This window comes from Citrobacter sp. ANG330, from assembly GCF_047467925.1.
Taxonomy (GTDB): Bacteria; Pseudomonadota; Gammaproteobacteria; order Enterobacterales; family Enterobacteriaceae; genus Citrobacter_A; species Citrobacter_A amalonaticus_G.
The window spans coordinates 142,354-156,837 of the sequence record NZ_JASJUI010000010.1; the positions used below are offsets into that span (position 1 = coordinate 142,354).

The window sequence follows — 14,484 nt, forward strand, 5'->3', positions numbered from 1 at the left end:
GCCATCGGGCACTCCCCACCGTTTATTCGATCTTCTTGCCTTCCATCAGTCGCTGTACCAGCGGCAGCATGATCAGTTCCATTGCCAGACCCATTTTCCCGCCAGGAACCACCAACGTATTGATGTGAGAAATGAATGAGCCCTGCAGCATCGCCAGCAGCCAGGGGAAATCGATCCCTTCCAGATTGCGGAAATGAATCACCACAAAGCTCTCATCCAGTGATGGAATGCTCCTGGCTGCGAAGGGGTTGGATGTGTCCACGGTAGGAACGCGCTGGAAGTTGATGTGGGTGCGGGAGAACTGCGGCGTGATGTAGTTGATATAGTCGTCCATCGAACGGACCACCGAATCCATCACCGCCTCACGAGAATGGCCTCGTTCACTGGTGTCGCGGATAAGCTTCTGGATCCATTCCAGGTTAACGATGGGCACCACGCCGACCAGGAGATCAACATGTCTTGCGACCTCATGCTGGGGCGTGACGACGCCGCCGTGCAGGCCTTCATAGAACAGCACATCGGTGGGTTCGGGCAGTGCTTGCCACGGGGTAAACGTCCCCGGCACCTGGTTCCACGGGACGGCTTCATCGTAGGTATGCAGATATTTGCGTGACTGGCCTTTCCCGGTCTGGCCGTACTCAATAAACGTCTGTTCCAGCAGGCCGAAGTCATTGGCTTCGGGGCCAAAATAGCTGATATGGCGCCCGGCATCGCGCGCTTTGCGAATCGCCATATCCATCTCCGGACGGGTATAACGATGAAAACTGTCGCCTTCCACCTCGGCTGCACGCAGGTTGAGCTGCGCAAAAATTTTACGGAACGCGAGGCTGGTGGTGGTGGTCCCCGCGCCGCTGGATCCTGTTACCGCGATCACCGGATGTTTGGCAGACATGTTAACTCCATCAATAAATTGATTTTTTATTATAGTCGGCCGATAGCGTGCGGGTTACTCGCGAAATGATTTGCGCGGCATGATGTTGACGGTTTCGTGCAACTCAGACCACACCAGGACCGCTTCTCCACACTGTAACTGGCGTTTCACGTCGGCGACTTTTTGCTCAAGGGTACGTTCATGTTCACCATAATCGGTACCTTCGCGCAACACAAAGCTTTCGATCAGATTGTCCAGCGTCTCGGGGGAAAGGTCCTGCCAGGGGATTTGCATAGTTATGCCTCCAGATAGGGTGTCAGCCAGTCAGGAATGCGCGACTCCAGCCACATTTCTGGTCGACGCAACGTGCCGCCGATGAACCCGACGTGACCGCCATGTTCGGTTAACTGATATTCCACCTGCGGCGGTAAATCTTCCGCTTTAGGGATCACATGATGATCCATGAACGGGTCGTCTTTTGCGTGGATGATCAACGTCGGAATCGCGATGTCACTGAGCAAGGGCATGGCGCTACATTGACGATAGTAGTCGATAGCGTCAGCAAAGCCGTGAATTTTGGCGGTGATCAGATCGTCAAACTCGCGGATACGACGCAGGGATTTCAACTGCGCCAGACTCACCGGCAACGAGCCGGGATAAGCTGCCAGTTTGCGCGATGCGTTGCCTTTAAGCAGATTGAGTAGATAGCGCTGATACACGCGGGAAAAGCCTTTATCCATATGGTAGCTGCAGGCTTCCAGCACAAAGGGGGCTGAGACAATGACCGCCGCGTCGAGCGGGATATTTTTCCCCTCTTTTGCCAGCAAACAAGCCAGCATGTTTCCCCCCAGCGAATAGCCCACCGCGGCGGTTGGCGCGGTGCCGAATTCTCGCTGTAGCCAGTGTAAAAACCAGGTGCCATCTTCCGTTTCACCGGAGTGATAAATGCGATTCTTCCGGTTCGGCTCGCCGCTACAGCCACGGAAATGCATCACCACGCCAAGCCAGCCCCGATTTTTTGCCGCCTCAATCAGACCATGTGCATAGGGGCTGTTCAGGCTGCCTTCCAGACCATGAAAGACCACCAGGCGCGGCTTGTGCTTTGCCTGTTGCGGATCTTCACTCCATGCCAGATCGACAAAGTCGCCGTCGGGCAATTCCAGACGCTGCCAGTGGGCGTCGAAATTCACTTTACGGCGGATTAAACGCGGCAGCATGGTCTGTAGATGACAGTTGCTCAGTCCGCGCAGTGGCCGAAACTCGTCACTGCTGCCGTTCGGCATCTCAGGGTCATGAAGGATTACGTGTGTCATCACCGTTACTCGCTCAGCATCTGCTCAAGCTGTTCCTGGGCATCCAGCCAGGCCATTTCGCACGCTTCCAGCCCGGCTTTGGCGCTGGCCTGCTGTTGCAGACATTCCGTCAGCTCGGCTTTGCGACTCTGGTCGTAAAGTTCGCTGTCGCCCAGCTTCTCTTCCGCCTGCGCCAGCTGTGCGTTCAGCTTCTCCATCTCTTTTTCCAGACGGGCGATCTCTTTACGCAGCGGCTGGGTTTGCGTTCGCAGTTCGGCTTCGCGACGCTTCTGATCTTTACGCGACTGCGCGCTGTTGACGTTCTCTTTTGCTGGCTCGTCAGGCTGATTTTCCTGTTTCTGCACGTCGCTCAGCCACTGTTGGTAATCTTCAAGATCGCCATCAAATGGCTCAACCTTACGGTCATGCACCAGGTAGAGATCGTCGGTGGTGGAGCGCAGCAAATGGCGGTCGTGCGATACGACCACCAGTGCGCCTTCAAATTCAATCAGCGCTTCGGTTAATGCCTGACGCATGTCGAGATCAAGGTGGTTAGTCGGTTCATCAAGCAGCAGCAGGTTCGGACGCTGCCAGACGATCAGCGCCAGCACCAGTCGCGCTTTTTCGCCGCCGGAGAAACGACGCGTCTCTTCGCTGACTTTATCGCCCTGGAAGCCGAAGCCACCCAGATAATCACGCAGTTTCTGTTCGAGTTCTTGTGGCGCCAGCCGCACCAGATGCTGCAACGGTGATTCATCCGCGCGTAAATATTCGAGCTGATGCTGGGCGAAATACCCGAGCTTAATGCCTTTCGCCAGGCCAATTTCACCGCTCACCGGCGCAAGTTCACCCGCCAACAGTTTGATGAGCGTGGATTTACCGGCGCCGTTACGTCCCAGCAGGCCAATACGCGAGCCCGGGACAAGGTTGAGTTTGATGGAATCCAGAATGATGCGTTCGCCATAACCCGCGCTCACTTTCTCCATTTTCAGCAGCGGATTTGGCAGGCTCTCCGGCGCGCGGAAGCTGAAATGGAACGGGTTATCGACATGCGCCGGGGCAATCAGTTCCATGCGCTCCAGCATCTTAATACGGCTCTGTGCCTGTTTTGCTTTCGTGGCTTTGGCGCGGAAGCGATCGATATAGCTTTGCAGATGCGCGACGCGCTCCTGCTGGCTTTCATACATCGCCTGTTGCTGGGCCAGACGCGTGGCGCGCTGAATCTCAAACGCGCTGTAGTTGCCGGTGTATTCGAACATCGTTTGCTGTTCGATATGAATGATTTTATCCACCACCGGATCGAGGAAATCACGGTCGTGAGAGATCAGAATCAGCGTGCCCTGGTAGCTCTTCAGCCATTTTTCCAGCCAGATAACCGCATCCAGATCGAGGTGGTTCGTCGGTTCATCGAGCAGCAGCAGGTCAGAACGGCAAATCAGTGCCTGCGCGAGGTTGAGTCGCATACGCCAGCCGCCGGAAAAATCGCTGACCGGGCGTTCGAGTTGTTCATTAGAGAATCCGAGACCGTGTAACAGGCTGGCGGCGCGAGATCGTACGGTCCAGGCGTCGATCGCATCCAGTTTGCCGTGGACGGTGGCTATGGCGTGTCCATCGTTACGTTCGTTAGCGTCGTGCAACTGGGTTTCCAGTTGGCGATATTCGCGGTCGCCATCAATGACATATTCCAGCGCGGGCTGGGGCAGGGCAGGCGTTTCCTGATTCACCCACGCCAGTTGCCAGCTACCGGGAAAGGTAAAACCGCCGGCATCGGCGCTGATTTCATTTTTCAGCAATGCCAGCAGGGTAGATTTCCCGCAGCCGTTCTTACCCACCAGACCGACTTTCTGGCCCGGATTGATGGTGGCTGTGGCATTGTCCAGCAGGACGCGCACGCCGCGACGAATTTGTAACGAGGAGAAAACAATCATAAGGCGCCGTATGTTCAGACTATGTTAATTTATCATTATGATAATGTAAGGTGTGGGCCATTTTCCGCACCGGGCCGCAATGGTAGCCCAAAACGACGACTATACACAAAAACAGAAACAAAACCGGGAGGGGGATGATGTCTCAGCCAGCAAAGGTGTTGCTGCTGTATGCCCATCCGGAATCTCAGGACTCGGTGGCAAACCGGGTACTGCTTAAGCCGGCCATGCAGCTCAGCAACGTTACGGTGCACGATCTCTACGCGCACTATCCTGATTTTTTTATCGATATCCCGCATGAGCAGGCGCTGTTGCGTGAGCATGACGTGATTGTGTTTCAACATCCGTTGTACACCTATAGCTGTCCGGCGCTGTTGAAAGAGTGGCTGGACCGCGTATTGAGCCGTGGCTTTGCCAGCGGCCCCGGAGGAAATCAGTTGGCGGGAAAGTACTGGCGAAGCGTGATTACCACCGGTGAACCGGAAAGTGCTTACCGCTATGACGCCTTGAATCGCTATCCAATGAGCGATGTCCTTAGGCCATTCGAACTGACGGCAGGAATGTGCCGGATGCACTGGTTGAGCCCCATTATTATCTACTGGGCCAGACGACAAAGCGCGCATGAGCTGGAAAGTCATGCAAAAGCCTATGGCGACTGGCTTGCTCATCCCGTTCCTGTGGGAGGCCGCTGATGGAAGGTTCCGACTTAATGCTGGCGGGAGTGCTGTTTCTCTTCGCGGCGGTAGCTGCGGTGCCTTTGGCATCGCGGCTGGGGATTGGCGCCGTGCTGGGGTATTTACTGGCGGGAATTGCCATTGGTCCGTGGGGGCTGGGGTTCATCAGCGATGTGGATGAAATCCTCCACTTCTCTGAACTCGGCGTCGTGTTTCTGATGTTTATCATTGGGCTGGAGCTGAACCCGTCGAAACTCTGGCAGCTTCGGCGTTCTATCTTTGGCGTCGGCGCAGCGCAGGTTCTGCTGAGTGCGACGCTGCTGGCCGGACTGCTGATATTAACCGATTTCTCATGGCAGGCGGCGGTTGTCGGCGGGATAGGCCTCGCAATGTCGTCCACTGCGATGGCGCTACAGCTTATGCGCGAAAAAGGGATGAATCGCAGCGAATCCGGGCAGTTGGGCTTTTCGGTTTTGCTGTTCCAGGATCTGGCAGTGATCCCGGCGCTCGCGCTGGTACCGCTGTTAGCCGGTTCGGCCGATGAAGACTTTGACTGGATGAAGATCGGCATGAAGGTGCTGGCGTTTGCTGGCATGCTGATTGGCGGACGCTATCTGCTGCGTCCTGTGTTCCGGTTTATTGCCGCCTCCGGCGTACGTGAAGTGTTTACCGCCGCCACGCTGTTGCTGGTGCTGGGGTCGGCGCTGTTTATGGATGCGCTGGGGCTGTCGATGGCACTCGGCACCTTTATTGCCGGGGTGCTGTTAGCGGAAAGTGAATACCGGCATGAGCTGGAAACCGCAATCGATCCGTTTAAAGGACTGCTGCTGGGTCTCTTCTTTATTTCTGTCGGGATGTCGCTCAATCTGGGGGTGCTGTATACCCATCTGCTGTGGGTCGTGGCGAGCGTGGCGGTGCTGGTGGCGGTCAAAACGCTGGTGCTTTATCTGCTGGCGCGACTGTACGGTCTGCGCAGTTCTGAAAGAATGCAGTTTGCTGGCGTGTTGAGTCAGGGCGGGGAGTTCGCTTTTGTACTGTTCTCGACCGCGTCGTCACAGCGGTTGTTTCAGGGCGATCAGATGGCGCTTTTGCTGGTGACCGTCACGTTGTCGATGATGACCACGCCGATGCTGATGAAACTTATCGATAAATGGCTTTCTCGCCAGCTTAACGGCCCGGATGAAGAAGATGAAATGCCGTGGGTTGAGGACGATAAGCCGCAGGTCATCGTGGTAGGCTTTGGCCGTTTTGGTCAGGTTATCGGGCGTTTGCTGATGGCGAATAAGATGCGTATTACCGTGCTGGAGCGGGACATCAGCGCGGTGAACCTGATGCGTAAATATGGCTACAAGGTCTATTACGGTGATGCGACACAGGTTGATCTGCTGCGTTCCGCTGGCGCAGAGGCGGCGGAATCTATCGTTATTACCTGTAATGAACCGGAAGATACAATGAAACTGGTGGCGATCTGCCAACAGCACTTTCCGCATTTGCATATTCTTGCGCGAGCGCGCGGACGTGTTGAAGCCCATGAGTTATTACAGGCAGGGGTATCGCAGTTTTCCCGTGAGACATTCTCCAGTGCACTGGAACTGGGGCGCAAAACGCTGGTGTCGTTGGGGATGCATCCCCATCAGGCGCAGCGGGCGCAACTGCATTTTCGCCGGCTGGACATGCGGATGCTGAGGGAACTCATCCCGATGCATGCGGATACATTACAAATCTCTCGCGCCAGAGAAGCCAGACGTGAGCTAGAGGAGATTTTCCAGCGCGAGATGCAACAAGAGCGGCGCCAACTGGATGGCTGGGATGAATTTGAATAGAGGATAAGTATGGCAATCCGTAAACGTTTTATTGCAGGGGCGAAATGCCCTTCCTGCCAGGCGCAGGATTCTCTGGCGATGTGGCGCGAGAATAATATCGATATTGTTGAATGTGTTAAGTGTGGGCATCAGATGCGGGAAGCAGATAAAGAAGCCCGCGATCACGTTCGCAAAGAAGAGCAAGTGATCGGGATCTTTCATCCAGACTAGCGATATGGCCCGAGATTTTTTAAGCTAAAGGGTACACAGGTGCAGATTTCCGCTACAATCTGCGCCAGCAATTTTCCCACGCTCAGGAGATATCATGAAAGTAGCAAAAGACCTGGTGGTCAGCCTGGCCTATCAGGTACGTACAGAAGACGGTGTGTTGGTTGATGAGTCTCCGGTGAGTGCGCCGCTGGACTATCTGCATGGTCACGGTTCCCTGATCTCTGGCCTGGAAACAGCGCTGGAAGGTCACGATGTTGGCGACAAATTCGATGTTGCGGTAGGCGCGAATGACGCTTACGGCCAGTATGATGAAAACCTGGTGCAGCGCGTTCCTAAAGACGTTTTCATGGGCGTTGACGAACTGCAGGTTGGCATGCGTTTCCTGGCGGAAACCGATCAGGGTCCGGTACCGGTAGAAATTACCGAAGTGGAAGATGACCACGTTGTGGTTGATGGCAACCACATGCTGGCGGGTCAGAATCTGAAATTCAACGTTGAAGTTGTGGCGATCCGCGAAGCGACCGAAGAAGAACTGGCTCATGGTCACGTTCACGGTGCGCACGGTCACGACCATGACCACGATCATGACGGCTGCTGCGGCGGTCATGGCCATGAACACGGTCACGAGCATGGCGGCGAAGGCTGCTGCGGTGGCGGCGGTAAAGGTAACGGCGGCTGCGGTTGCCACTAAAAGGTCATAATGCCTGATGGCGCTACGCTGATCAGGCCTACGAGTTCATTGAGATGAGTAGGCCGGATAAGGCGCTTGCGCCACCATCCGGCAATGAACCACAAAAAAAGCGGGTTAACCCCGCTTTTTTTACGTCTCAATAATGAGGCGGTGGCGTCTCTTCGGCTTGGGAGGCGATGTGTGAAGGCTGGCTCGCTTTGAGCTTTTCTGTCAGCAGTCGCAGATGATCGCGCAATTTGGCCATTTCCATCTCGTGTGCGGTTACCGTGACGTTGAGCTCTTCAATGGTGATTTCCTGAAAAGCCAGCCGGCTTTCCAGCTCGGCCAGCCGGGTTTCCATCGTTGTATCCTGCATGATTCACCTCATCGATTGTCTCGGGTCGCGGCGGATTCTACTTAACTTTATCCGAATACACAGCCCTGATCCCTCGCAATCGAAACTAATTTAAACAAAAAGAGTCTCAAAAGAAGCGATTATCAGGTATGTCTGTATGTTGATTTGTTCAACAACGCTTTATAGTACGCTAGTCATATAAAAGTTAATCATGGGGTGAGATGCCCCGGCCCTGGAGATATGGATGAAATCACTGTTTAAAGTCACTCTGCTGGCGACCACGATGGCCGTTGCTCTGCACGCCCCGATCACCTTCGCAGCTGATGCCGCAAAACCGGCCGCCGCCGCTGCTGATAGCAAAGCTGCGTTCAAAAATGACGACCAGAAATCGGCTTACGCACTGGGCGCATCGCTGGGCCGCTATATGGAAAACTCCCTGAAAGAGCAAGAAAAGCTGGGCATCAAACTGGATAAAGACCAGCTGATCGCCGGCGTTCAGGATGCGTTTGCTGATAAGAGCAAACTGTCTGACCAGGAAATTGAGCAGACTCTGCAAGCTTTTGAAGCGCGCGTGAAAGCTTCCGCGCAGGCGAAGATGGAAAAAGACGCGGCTGACAACGAAGCCAAAGGTAAAGAGTTCCGCACTAAGTTTGCGAAAGAAAAAGATGTGAAGACCTCTTCAACTGGCCTGCTCTACAAAGTTGAGAAAGCCGGTACGGGCGAAGCGCCGAAAGACAGCGACACTGTGGTGGTGAACTACAAAGGCACGCTGATCGACGGTAAAGAGTTTGATAACTCTTACACCCGTGGCGAACCGCTCTCTTTCCGTCTGGATGGTGTGATCCCAGGCTGGACAGAAGGCCTGAAGAACATTAAGAAAGGCGGGAAGATTAAGATGGTCATCCCACCAGAACTGGCTTACGGTAAAACTGGCGTTCCGGGGATCCCGGCTAACTCCACGCTGGTCTTCGACGTAGAACTGTTGGATATCAAGCCAGCGCCGAAGGCGGATGCCAAGCCTGAAGCCGCAGCAGAAGCTGATGCAAAAGCAGCAGATGCCGCTAAAAAATAAAAACTGAGAACCGCCGCCGAACAGAGCGGCGGTTTTTTTTGTGCAGGCCGGATATAATTAATAGTGGAAAGTGGAACCACCACTGTATTAATTTAACCATCCACAAAATTAATGAGCCTGCCCTGAAAACATAACGACAGGCTCCTGAAAAGGAGTGTTTTTTTTCATGTCCAGGTCGCTTTTAACCAACGAAACCAGTGAGCTTGATTTACTGGATCAACGTCCTTTCGATCAAACCGACTTTGATATTCTGAAATCCTACGAAGCGGTGGTGGACGGGTTAGCGATGCTCATTGGTTCCCACTGTGAAATCGTTTTGCACTCTTTACAGGATTTGAAATGTTCCGCCATTCGCATTGCCAATGGTGAACATACGGGACGCAAAATTGGTTCACCGATTACTGACCTTGCGTTGCGAATGCTGCACGATATGACCGGTGCAGATAGCAGCGTTTCCAAATGCTACTTTACCCGTGCGAAAAGCGGCGTTCTGATGAAGTCAGTGACGATTGCCATTCGCAATCGCGAGCATCGCGTGATTGGTCTGCTGTGCATCAACATGAACCTTGATGTGCCGTTCTCGCAGATCATGAATACCTTTATTCCTCCGGAAACCCCGGAAGTGGGATCGTCCGTAAACTTTGCCTCTTCCGTGGAAGATCTGGTAACGCAGACACTGGAGTTCACTATTGAAGAGGTGAACGCCGACCGTAATGTCTCCAACAATGCCAAGAACCGCCAGATCGTCCTGAATCTGTATGAGAAAGGTATCTTCGATATTAAGGATGCGATCAACCAGGTTGCCGATCGTCTGAATATCTCCAAGCACACCGTGTACCTCTATATTCGTCAGTTCAAGAGCGGTGACTTCCAGGGACAAGAGAAGTAATGCGTTTTGCCATAGTGGTTACCGGTCCGGCGTATGGCACCCAGCAGGCGAGCAGCGCATTCCAGTTTGCCCAGGCGCTGATTGAAGAAGGCCATACGTTAAGCAGCGTCTTTTTCTATCGGGAAGGGGTGTATAACGCCAACCAGTTGACCTCTCCGGCCAGTGATGAATTTGATCTGGTCCGGGCCTGGCAACAATTGAATACGCAGCATGGCGTTGAGCTGAATATTTGTGTGGCGGCGGCGCTGCGTCGTGGCGTGGTTGATGAAACTGAAGCGGGCCGATTGGGGCTGCTGTCTGCCAATCTGCAGCCCGGTTTTACCCTCAGCGGACTGGGCGCGCTGGCGCAAGCCTCACTGACCTGCGATCGCGTGGTACAGTTCTGATGAAACGTATTGCCTTTGTCTTTTCCACAATGCCGCATGGTAGTGCATCGGGCCGTGAAGGGCTGGATGCGTTGTTGGCGACGTCGGCGTTAACTGAAGAGATCGGCATCTTCTTTATAGGTGATGGCGTCTTTCAGATCCTGCAGGGACAAAAACCGGATGTGATTCTGGCCCGCGACTATATTGCGACCTTCAAACTGCTGGGGCTGTACGATATCGAACAGTGCTGGTTATGTGCCGCCTCACTGCGCGAGCGTGGACTTGTTGAGGGGGCTAGTTTTGTCGTGGAGGCGACGCCGCTGGACCCGGACGCGCTGCGCCGTGAACTGGGCAACTATGATGTCATCCTGAGATTCTGAGGTTTTCATGCTGCATACTTTACACCGCTCCGCGTGGCACTCTGATTTCTCTGCAATCCTGCGCCTGCTCGCAGAAGGCGATGAACTTTTGTTGCTCCAGGATGGCGTCAGTGCCGCAGTCAAAGGCAGTCGCTTCCTTGAAAGTCTGCAAAATGCCCCCATAACGGTATACGCACTGAAAGAAGACATTGACGCTCGTGGTTTGGGTGGTCAAATTTCAGACAGCGTCGTCAGGGTTGACTATACTGATTTCGTCAGACTTACGGTTAAGCACGCCAGCCAGATGGCCTGGTGATTGTGTGATCGTTGTATATTTCTTGACACCTTTTCGACACCGCCCTAAAATTCGGCGTCCTCATATTGTATGAGGTCGTTTTATTACGTGTTTACGAAGCAAAAGCTAAAACCAGGAGCTATTTAATGGCAACAGTTAACCAGCTGGTACGCAAACCACGCGCTCGCAAAGTTGCAAAAAGCAACGTGCCTGCGCTGGAAGCATGCCCGCAAAAACGTGGTGTATGTACTCGTGTATATACTACCACTCCTAAAAAACCGAACTCCGCACTGCGTAAAGTATGCCGTGTTCGTCTGACTAACGGTTTCGAAGTGACTTCCTACATCGGTGGTGAAGGTCACAACCTGCAGGAGCACTCCGTGATCCTGATCCGTGGCGGTCGTGTTAAAGACCTCCCGGGTGTTCGTTACCACACCGTACGCGGTGCGCTTGACTGCTCCGGCGTTAAAGACCGTAAGCAAGCTCGCTCCAAGTATGGCGTGAAGCGTCCTAAGGCTTAATGGTTCTCCGTTAAGTAAGGCCAAACGTTTTAACTTAAATGTCAAACTAAACTCGTAGAGTTTTGGACAATCCTGAATTAACAACGGAGTATTTCCATGCCACGTCGTCGCGTCATTGGTCAGCGTAAAATTCTGCCGGATCCGAAGTTCGGATCAGAACTGCTGGCTAAATTTGTAAATATCCTGATGGTAGATGGTAAAAAATCTACTGCCGAAACAATCGTATACAGCGCGCTTGAGACCCTGGCTCAGCGTTCTGGTAAATCTGAACTGGAAGCTTTCGAAGTAGCTCTCGAAAACGTGCGCCCGACTGTCGAAGTTAAGTCTCGCCGCGTTGGTGGTTCTACTTATCAGGTACCAGTTGAAGTCCGTCCGGTTCGTCGTAATGCTCTGGCAATGCGTTGGATCGTTGAAGCTGCTCGTAAACGCGGTGATAAATCCATGGCTCTGCGCCTGGCGAACGAACTTTCCGATGCTGCAGAAAACAAAGGTACTGCAGTGAAGAAACGTGAAGACGTTCACCGTATGGCCGAAGCCAACAAGGCGTTCGCACACTACCGTTGGTAATCCCTTCGGAGTTTTAGTCACCAGGCGGGCGCTTCCAGTAAGCAGCCCGCTTTGGGCTACTTAAATTGAACGCCTAAAAGATAAACGAGGAATCAAATGGCTCGTACAACACCCATCGCACGCTACCGTAACATCGGTATCAGTGCGCACATCGACGCCGGTAAAACCACTACTACCGAACGTATTCTGTTCTACACCGGTGTAAACCATAAAATCGGTGAAGTTCATGACGGCGCAGCCACCATGGACTGGATGGAGCAGGAGCAGGAACGTGGTATTACTATCACTTCCGCAGCGACTACTGCATTCTGGTCTGGTATGGCTAAGCAGTATGAACCGCATCGCGTAAACATCATCGACACCCCGGGGCACGTTGACTTCACTATCGAAGTAGAACGTTCCATGCGTGTTCTTGATGGTGCGGTAATGGTTTACTGCGCAGTTGGTGGTGTTCAGCCGCAGTCTGAAACCGTATGGCGTCAGGCAAACAAATATAAAGTTCCGCGCATTGCGTTCGTTAACAAAATGGACCGCATGGGTGCGAACTTCCTGAAAGTTGTTGGTCAGATCAAAACCCGTCTGGGCGCGAACCCTGTTCCGCTGCAGCTGGCAATTGGCGCTGAAGAAGCGTTCACCGGTGTTGTTGACCTGGTGAAAATGAAAGCCATCAACTGGAACGAAGCAGATGCAGGCGTTACCTTCACTTACGAAGATATCCCGGCTGACATGCAGGAACTGGCTGAAGAATGGCACCAGAACCTGATCGAGTCCGCTGCGGAAGCTTCTGAAGAGCTGATGGAGAAATACCTGGGTGGTGAAGAACTGACTGAAGAAGAGATCAAAAAAGCTCTGCGTCAGCGCGTTCTGAACAACGAAATCATCCTGGTAACCTGTGGTTCTGCATTTAAGAACAAAGGTGTTCAGGCGATGCTGGATGCGGTAATTGATTACCTGCCATCCCCGGTTGACGTACCTGCGATCAACGGTATCCTGGACGACGGTAAAGATACGCCTGCTGAGCGTCACGCAAGCGACGAAGAGCCTTTCTCTGCACTGGCATTCAAAATCGCTACCGACCCGTTCGTGGGTAACCTGACCTTCTTCCGTGTGTACTCCGGTGTGGTTAACTCTGGTGATACCGTACTGAACTCCGTGAAATCTGCACGTGAGCGTTTCGGTCGTATCGTTCAGATGCACGCTAACAAACGTGAAGAGATCAAAGAAGTTCGCGCGGGCGATATCGCTGCTGCGATCGGTCTGAAAGACGTAACTACGGGTGATACTCTGTGTGACCCGGATGCGCCGATCATTCTGGAGCGTATGGAATTCCCTGAGCCGGTAATCTCCATCGCCGTAGAACCGAAAACCAAAGCTGACCAGGAAAAAATGGGTCTGGCTCTGGGTCGTCTGGCTAAAGAAGACCCGTCATTCCGCGTATGGACTGATGAAGAATCTAACCAGACCATTATCGCCGGTATGGGTGAACTGCACCTCGACATCATCGTTGACCGTATGAAGCGTGAATTCAACGTTGAAGCGAACGTCGGTAAACCTCAGGTTGCTTACCGCGAAGCGATTCGTGCGAAAGTTACCGATATCGAAGGTAAACACGCCAAGCAGTCTGGTGGTCGCGGTCAGTATGGTCATGTTGTTATCGACATGTACCCGCTGGAGCCGGGTTCTAACCCGAAAGGCTACGAGTTCATCAACGACATTAAAGGTGGTGTAATCCCTGGCGAATACATCCCGGCCGTTGATAAAGGTATCCAGGAGCAGCTGAAAGCCGGCCCGCTGGCAGGTTACCCGGTTGTTGATATGGGTGTTCGTCTGCACTTCGGTTCTTACCATGACGTTGACTCCTCTGAACTGGCGTTTAAACTGGCTGCGTCTATTGCCTTTAAAGAAGGCTTTAAGAAAGCTAAACCCGTTCTGCTTGAGCCAATCATGAAGGTTGAGGTAGAAACGCCGGAAGAAAACACCGGTGATGTTATCGGTGACTTGAGCCGTCGTCGCGGTATGCTGCGTGGTCAGGAATCCGAAGTCACTGGCGTTAAGATCCACGCTGAAGTTCCGCTGTCTGAAATGTTCGGATATGCAACTCAGCTGCGTTCTCTGACCAAAGGTCGTGCATCATACACTATGGAATTCCTGAAGTATGATGATGCGCCGAACAACGTTGCTCAGGCCGTAATCGAAGCCCGTGGTAAGTAATCCACAGGATTAAAACCTAAGTCCCGTGCTCTCTCCAAAAGGGGAGAGCGCTATAGTAAGGAATATAGCCGTGTCTAAAGAAAAATTTGAACGTACAAAACCGCACGTTAACGTCGGCACCATCGGCCACGTTGACCACGGTAAAACTACCCTGACTGCTGCAATCACTACCGTACTGGCTAAAACCTACGGCGGTGCTGCTCGCGCATTCGATCAGATCGATAACGCGCCGGAAGAAAAAGCTCGTGGTATCACCATCAACACTTCTCACGTTGAATATGACACCCCGACTCGCCACTACGCGCACGTAGACTGCCCGGGGCACGCCGACTATGTTAAAAACATGATCACCGGTGCTGCGCAGATGGACGGCGCGATCCTGGTA

Annotated in this window: 18 protein-coding genes; 13 read left to right on the forward strand and 5 right to left on the reverse strand. The window is 53.2% G+C overall.

Translation table 11 applies throughout. The annotated features are described in order from the left end of the window. Positions 1-22: 22 nt before the first annotated feature. Genes QNN88_RS19265 through QNN88_RS19280 form a run of 4 tightly spaced genes read right to left on the reverse strand, consistent with a single transcriptional unit; the run spans position 23 to position 4,091 of the window. Entirely contained in the window at positions 23-892 is an 870-nt protein-coding gene (locus QNN88_RS19265; RefSeq protein WP_414241625.1) for a phosphoribulokinase, read from the reverse strand. Between the two features lie 54 nt (positions 893-946). After that, on the reverse strand, positions 947-1,165 hold the full coding sequence (locus QNN88_RS19270) for a YheU family protein (RefSeq protein ID WP_206164021.1): 219 nt from the start codon (positions 1,163-1,165) through the stop codon (positions 947-949). 2 nt (positions 1,166-1,167) lie between these two features. Continuing rightward, the gene (locus QNN88_RS19275) at positions 1,168-2,184 is read right to left on the reverse strand and encodes a hydrolase (protein WP_414241626.1); all 1,017 of its coding nucleotides are present in this window, start codon (positions 2,182-2,184) and stop codon (positions 1,168-1,170) included. A 5-nt stretch (positions 2,185-2,189) separates the two neighbouring features. Next, positions 2,190-4,091, reverse strand: coding sequence for an ABC transporter ATP-binding protein (locus QNN88_RS19280; RefSeq protein WP_414241627.1), 1,902 nt, complete (start codon positions 4,089-4,091; stop codon positions 2,190-2,192). A gap of 137 nt (positions 4,092-4,228) precedes the next feature. Here QNN88_RS19280 and kefG point away from each other — a divergent pair, with 137 nt between their 5' ends. The 4 genes from kefG to slyD all read left to right on the forward strand — a co-directional run bounded on the left by kefG (position 4,229) and on the right by slyD (position 7,486). Continuing rightward, a complete protein-coding gene (kefG, locus tag QNN88_RS19285) occupies positions 4,229-4,780 on the forward strand; it encodes a glutathione-regulated potassium-efflux system ancillary protein KefG (protein WP_414241639.1) in 552 nt (183 codons plus the stop codon). Beyond that, positions 4,780-6,585: a glutathione-regulated potassium-efflux system protein KefB gene (gene kefB / locus QNN88_RS19290; protein ID WP_414241628.1), complete on the forward strand. Its 1,806-nt coding sequence runs from the start codon at positions 4,780-4,782 to the stop codon at positions 6,583-6,585. Before kefG ends, kefB begins: the two co-directional genes overlap by 1 nt. 9 nt (positions 6,586-6,594) lie before the next feature. Beyond that, the gene (locus tag QNN88_RS19295) at positions 6,595-6,795 is read left to right on the forward strand and encodes a YheV family putative zinc ribbon protein (RefSeq protein ID WP_042322806.1); all 201 of its coding nucleotides are present in this window, start codon (positions 6,595-6,597) and stop codon (positions 6,793-6,795) included. A gap of 94 nt (positions 6,796-6,889) precedes the next feature. After that, positions 6,890-7,486 (forward strand): peptidylprolyl isomerase, encoded by a 597-nt coding sequence (slyD, locus tag QNN88_RS19300; RefSeq protein ID WP_414241629.1) that lies wholly within the window; start codon positions 6,890-6,892, stop codon positions 7,484-7,486. A gap of 136 nt (positions 7,487-7,622) precedes the next feature. On the opposite strand, the gene QNN88_RS19305 is transcribed toward slyD, so the two are convergent. Further along, complete coding sequence (locus tag QNN88_RS19305) at positions 7,623-7,841, reverse strand: protein SlyX (protein ID WP_042998387.1); 219 nt, start codon at positions 7,839-7,841, stop codon at positions 7,623-7,625. Positions 7,842-8,064: 223 nt separating this feature from the next. Here QNN88_RS19305 and fkpA point away from each other — a divergent pair, with 223 nt between their 5' ends. The 9 genes from fkpA to QNN88_RS19350 form a co-directional block, all read left to right on the forward strand. Further along, complete coding sequence (gene fkpA, locus QNN88_RS19310) at positions 8,065-8,892, forward strand: FKBP-type peptidyl-prolyl cis-trans isomerase (protein WP_044253447.1); 828 nt, start codon at positions 8,065-8,067, stop codon at positions 8,890-8,892. 166 nt (positions 8,893-9,058) lie between these two features. Further along, positions 9,059-9,781 (forward strand): transcriptional regulator, encoded by a 723-nt coding sequence (locus tag QNN88_RS19315; RefSeq protein ID WP_414241630.1) that lies wholly within the window; start codon positions 9,059-9,061, stop codon positions 9,779-9,781. After that, positions 9,781-10,167 carry a sulfurtransferase complex subunit TusD gene (gene tusD / locus QNN88_RS19320; RefSeq protein ID WP_414241631.1) on the forward strand — a complete coding sequence of 129 codons (387 nt, stop codon included), beginning with the start codon at positions 9,781-9,783 and terminating at the stop codon, positions 10,165-10,167. Before QNN88_RS19315 ends, tusD begins: the two co-directional genes overlap by 1 nt. Beyond that, positions 10,167-10,526 carry a sulfurtransferase complex subunit TusC gene (tusC, locus tag QNN88_RS19325; protein ID WP_414241632.1) on the forward strand — a complete coding sequence of 120 codons (360 nt, stop codon included), beginning with the start codon at positions 10,167-10,169 and terminating at the stop codon, positions 10,524-10,526. Before tusD ends, tusC begins: the two co-directional genes overlap by 1 nt. Positions 10,527-10,533: 7 nt before the next feature. Beyond that, positions 10,534-10,821: a sulfurtransferase complex subunit TusB gene (gene tusB / locus QNN88_RS19330; RefSeq protein WP_414241633.1), complete on the forward strand. Its 288-nt coding sequence runs from the start codon at positions 10,534-10,536 to the stop codon at positions 10,819-10,821. A 125-nt stretch (positions 10,822-10,946) separates the two neighbouring features. After that, positions 10,947-11,321, forward strand: coding sequence for a 30S ribosomal protein S12 (gene rpsL, locus QNN88_RS19335; protein WP_000246815.1), 375 nt, complete (start codon positions 10,947-10,949; stop codon positions 11,319-11,321). Positions 11,322-11,417: 96 nt separating this feature from the next. Continuing rightward, a complete protein-coding gene (gene rpsG, locus QNN88_RS19340) occupies positions 11,418-11,888 on the forward strand; it encodes a 30S ribosomal protein S7 (RefSeq protein ID WP_042998382.1) in 471 nt (156 codons plus the stop codon). Positions 11,889-11,984: 96 nt separating this feature from the next. Next, positions 11,985-14,099 (forward strand): elongation factor G, encoded by a 2,115-nt coding sequence (gene fusA / locus QNN88_RS19345; protein WP_414241634.1) that lies wholly within the window; start codon positions 11,985-11,987, stop codon positions 14,097-14,099. 70 nt (positions 14,100-14,169) lie between these two features. After that, positions 14,170-14,484, forward strand: a 315-nt coding sequence (locus QNN88_RS19350) for a GTP-binding protein (RefSeq protein ID WP_000031692.1), incomplete at its 3' end; no start/stop codon positions are given.

Excerpts from the sequence above, each read along its gene's own strand:
- QNN88_RS19265 (WP_414241625.1), bottom strand. The coding sequence starts at position 892 with ATGTCTGCCAAACATCCGGTGATCGCGGTAACAGGATCCAGCGGCGCG.
- QNN88_RS19270 (WP_206164021.1), bottom strand. The coding sequence starts at position 1,165 with ATGCAAATCCCCTGGCAGGACCTTTCCCCCGAGACGCTGGACAATCTG.
- QNN88_RS19275 (WP_414241626.1), bottom strand. The coding sequence starts at position 2,184 with ATGACACACGTAATCCTTCATGACCCTGAGATGCCGAACGGCAGCAGT.
- QNN88_RS19280 (WP_414241627.1), bottom strand. The coding sequence starts at position 4,091 with ATGATTGTTTTCTCCTCGTTACAAATTCGTCGCGGCGTGCGCGTCCTG.
- kefG (WP_414241639.1), top strand. The coding sequence starts at position 4,229 with ATGTCTCAGCCAGCAAAGGTGTTGCTGCTGTATGCCCATCCGGAATCT.
- kefB (WP_414241628.1), top strand. The coding sequence starts at position 4,780 with ATGGAAGGTTCCGACTTAATGCTGGCGGGAGTGCTGTTTCTCTTCGCG.
- QNN88_RS19295 (WP_042322806.1), top strand. The coding sequence starts at position 6,595 with ATGGCAATCCGTAAACGTTTTATTGCAGGGGCGAAATGCCCTTCCTGC.
- slyD (WP_414241629.1), top strand. The coding sequence starts at position 6,890 with ATGAAAGTAGCAAAAGACCTGGTGGTCAGCCTGGCCTATCAGGTACGT.
- QNN88_RS19305 (WP_042998387.1), bottom strand. The coding sequence starts at position 7,841 with ATGCAGGATACAACGATGGAAACCCGGCTGGCCGAGCTGGAAAGCCGG.
- fkpA (WP_044253447.1), top strand. The coding sequence starts at position 8,065 with ATGAAATCACTGTTTAAAGTCACTCTGCTGGCGACCACGATGGCCGTT.
- QNN88_RS19315 (WP_414241630.1), top strand. The coding sequence starts at position 9,059 with ATGTCCAGGTCGCTTTTAACCAACGAAACCAGTGAGCTTGATTTACTG.
- tusD (WP_414241631.1), top strand. The coding sequence starts at position 9,781 with ATGCGTTTTGCCATAGTGGTTACCGGTCCGGCGTATGGCACCCAGCAG.
- tusC (WP_414241632.1), top strand. The coding sequence starts at position 10,167 with ATGAAACGTATTGCCTTTGTCTTTTCCACAATGCCGCATGGTAGTGCA.
- tusB (WP_414241633.1), top strand. The coding sequence starts at position 10,534 with ATGCTGCATACTTTACACCGCTCCGCGTGGCACTCTGATTTCTCTGCA.
- rpsL (WP_000246815.1), top strand. The coding sequence starts at position 10,947 with ATGGCAACAGTTAACCAGCTGGTACGCAAACCACGCGCTCGCAAAGTT.
- rpsG (WP_042998382.1), top strand. The coding sequence starts at position 11,418 with ATGCCACGTCGTCGCGTCATTGGTCAGCGTAAAATTCTGCCGGATCCG.
- fusA (WP_414241634.1), top strand. The coding sequence starts at position 11,985 with ATGGCTCGTACAACACCCATCGCACGCTACCGTAACATCGGTATCAGT.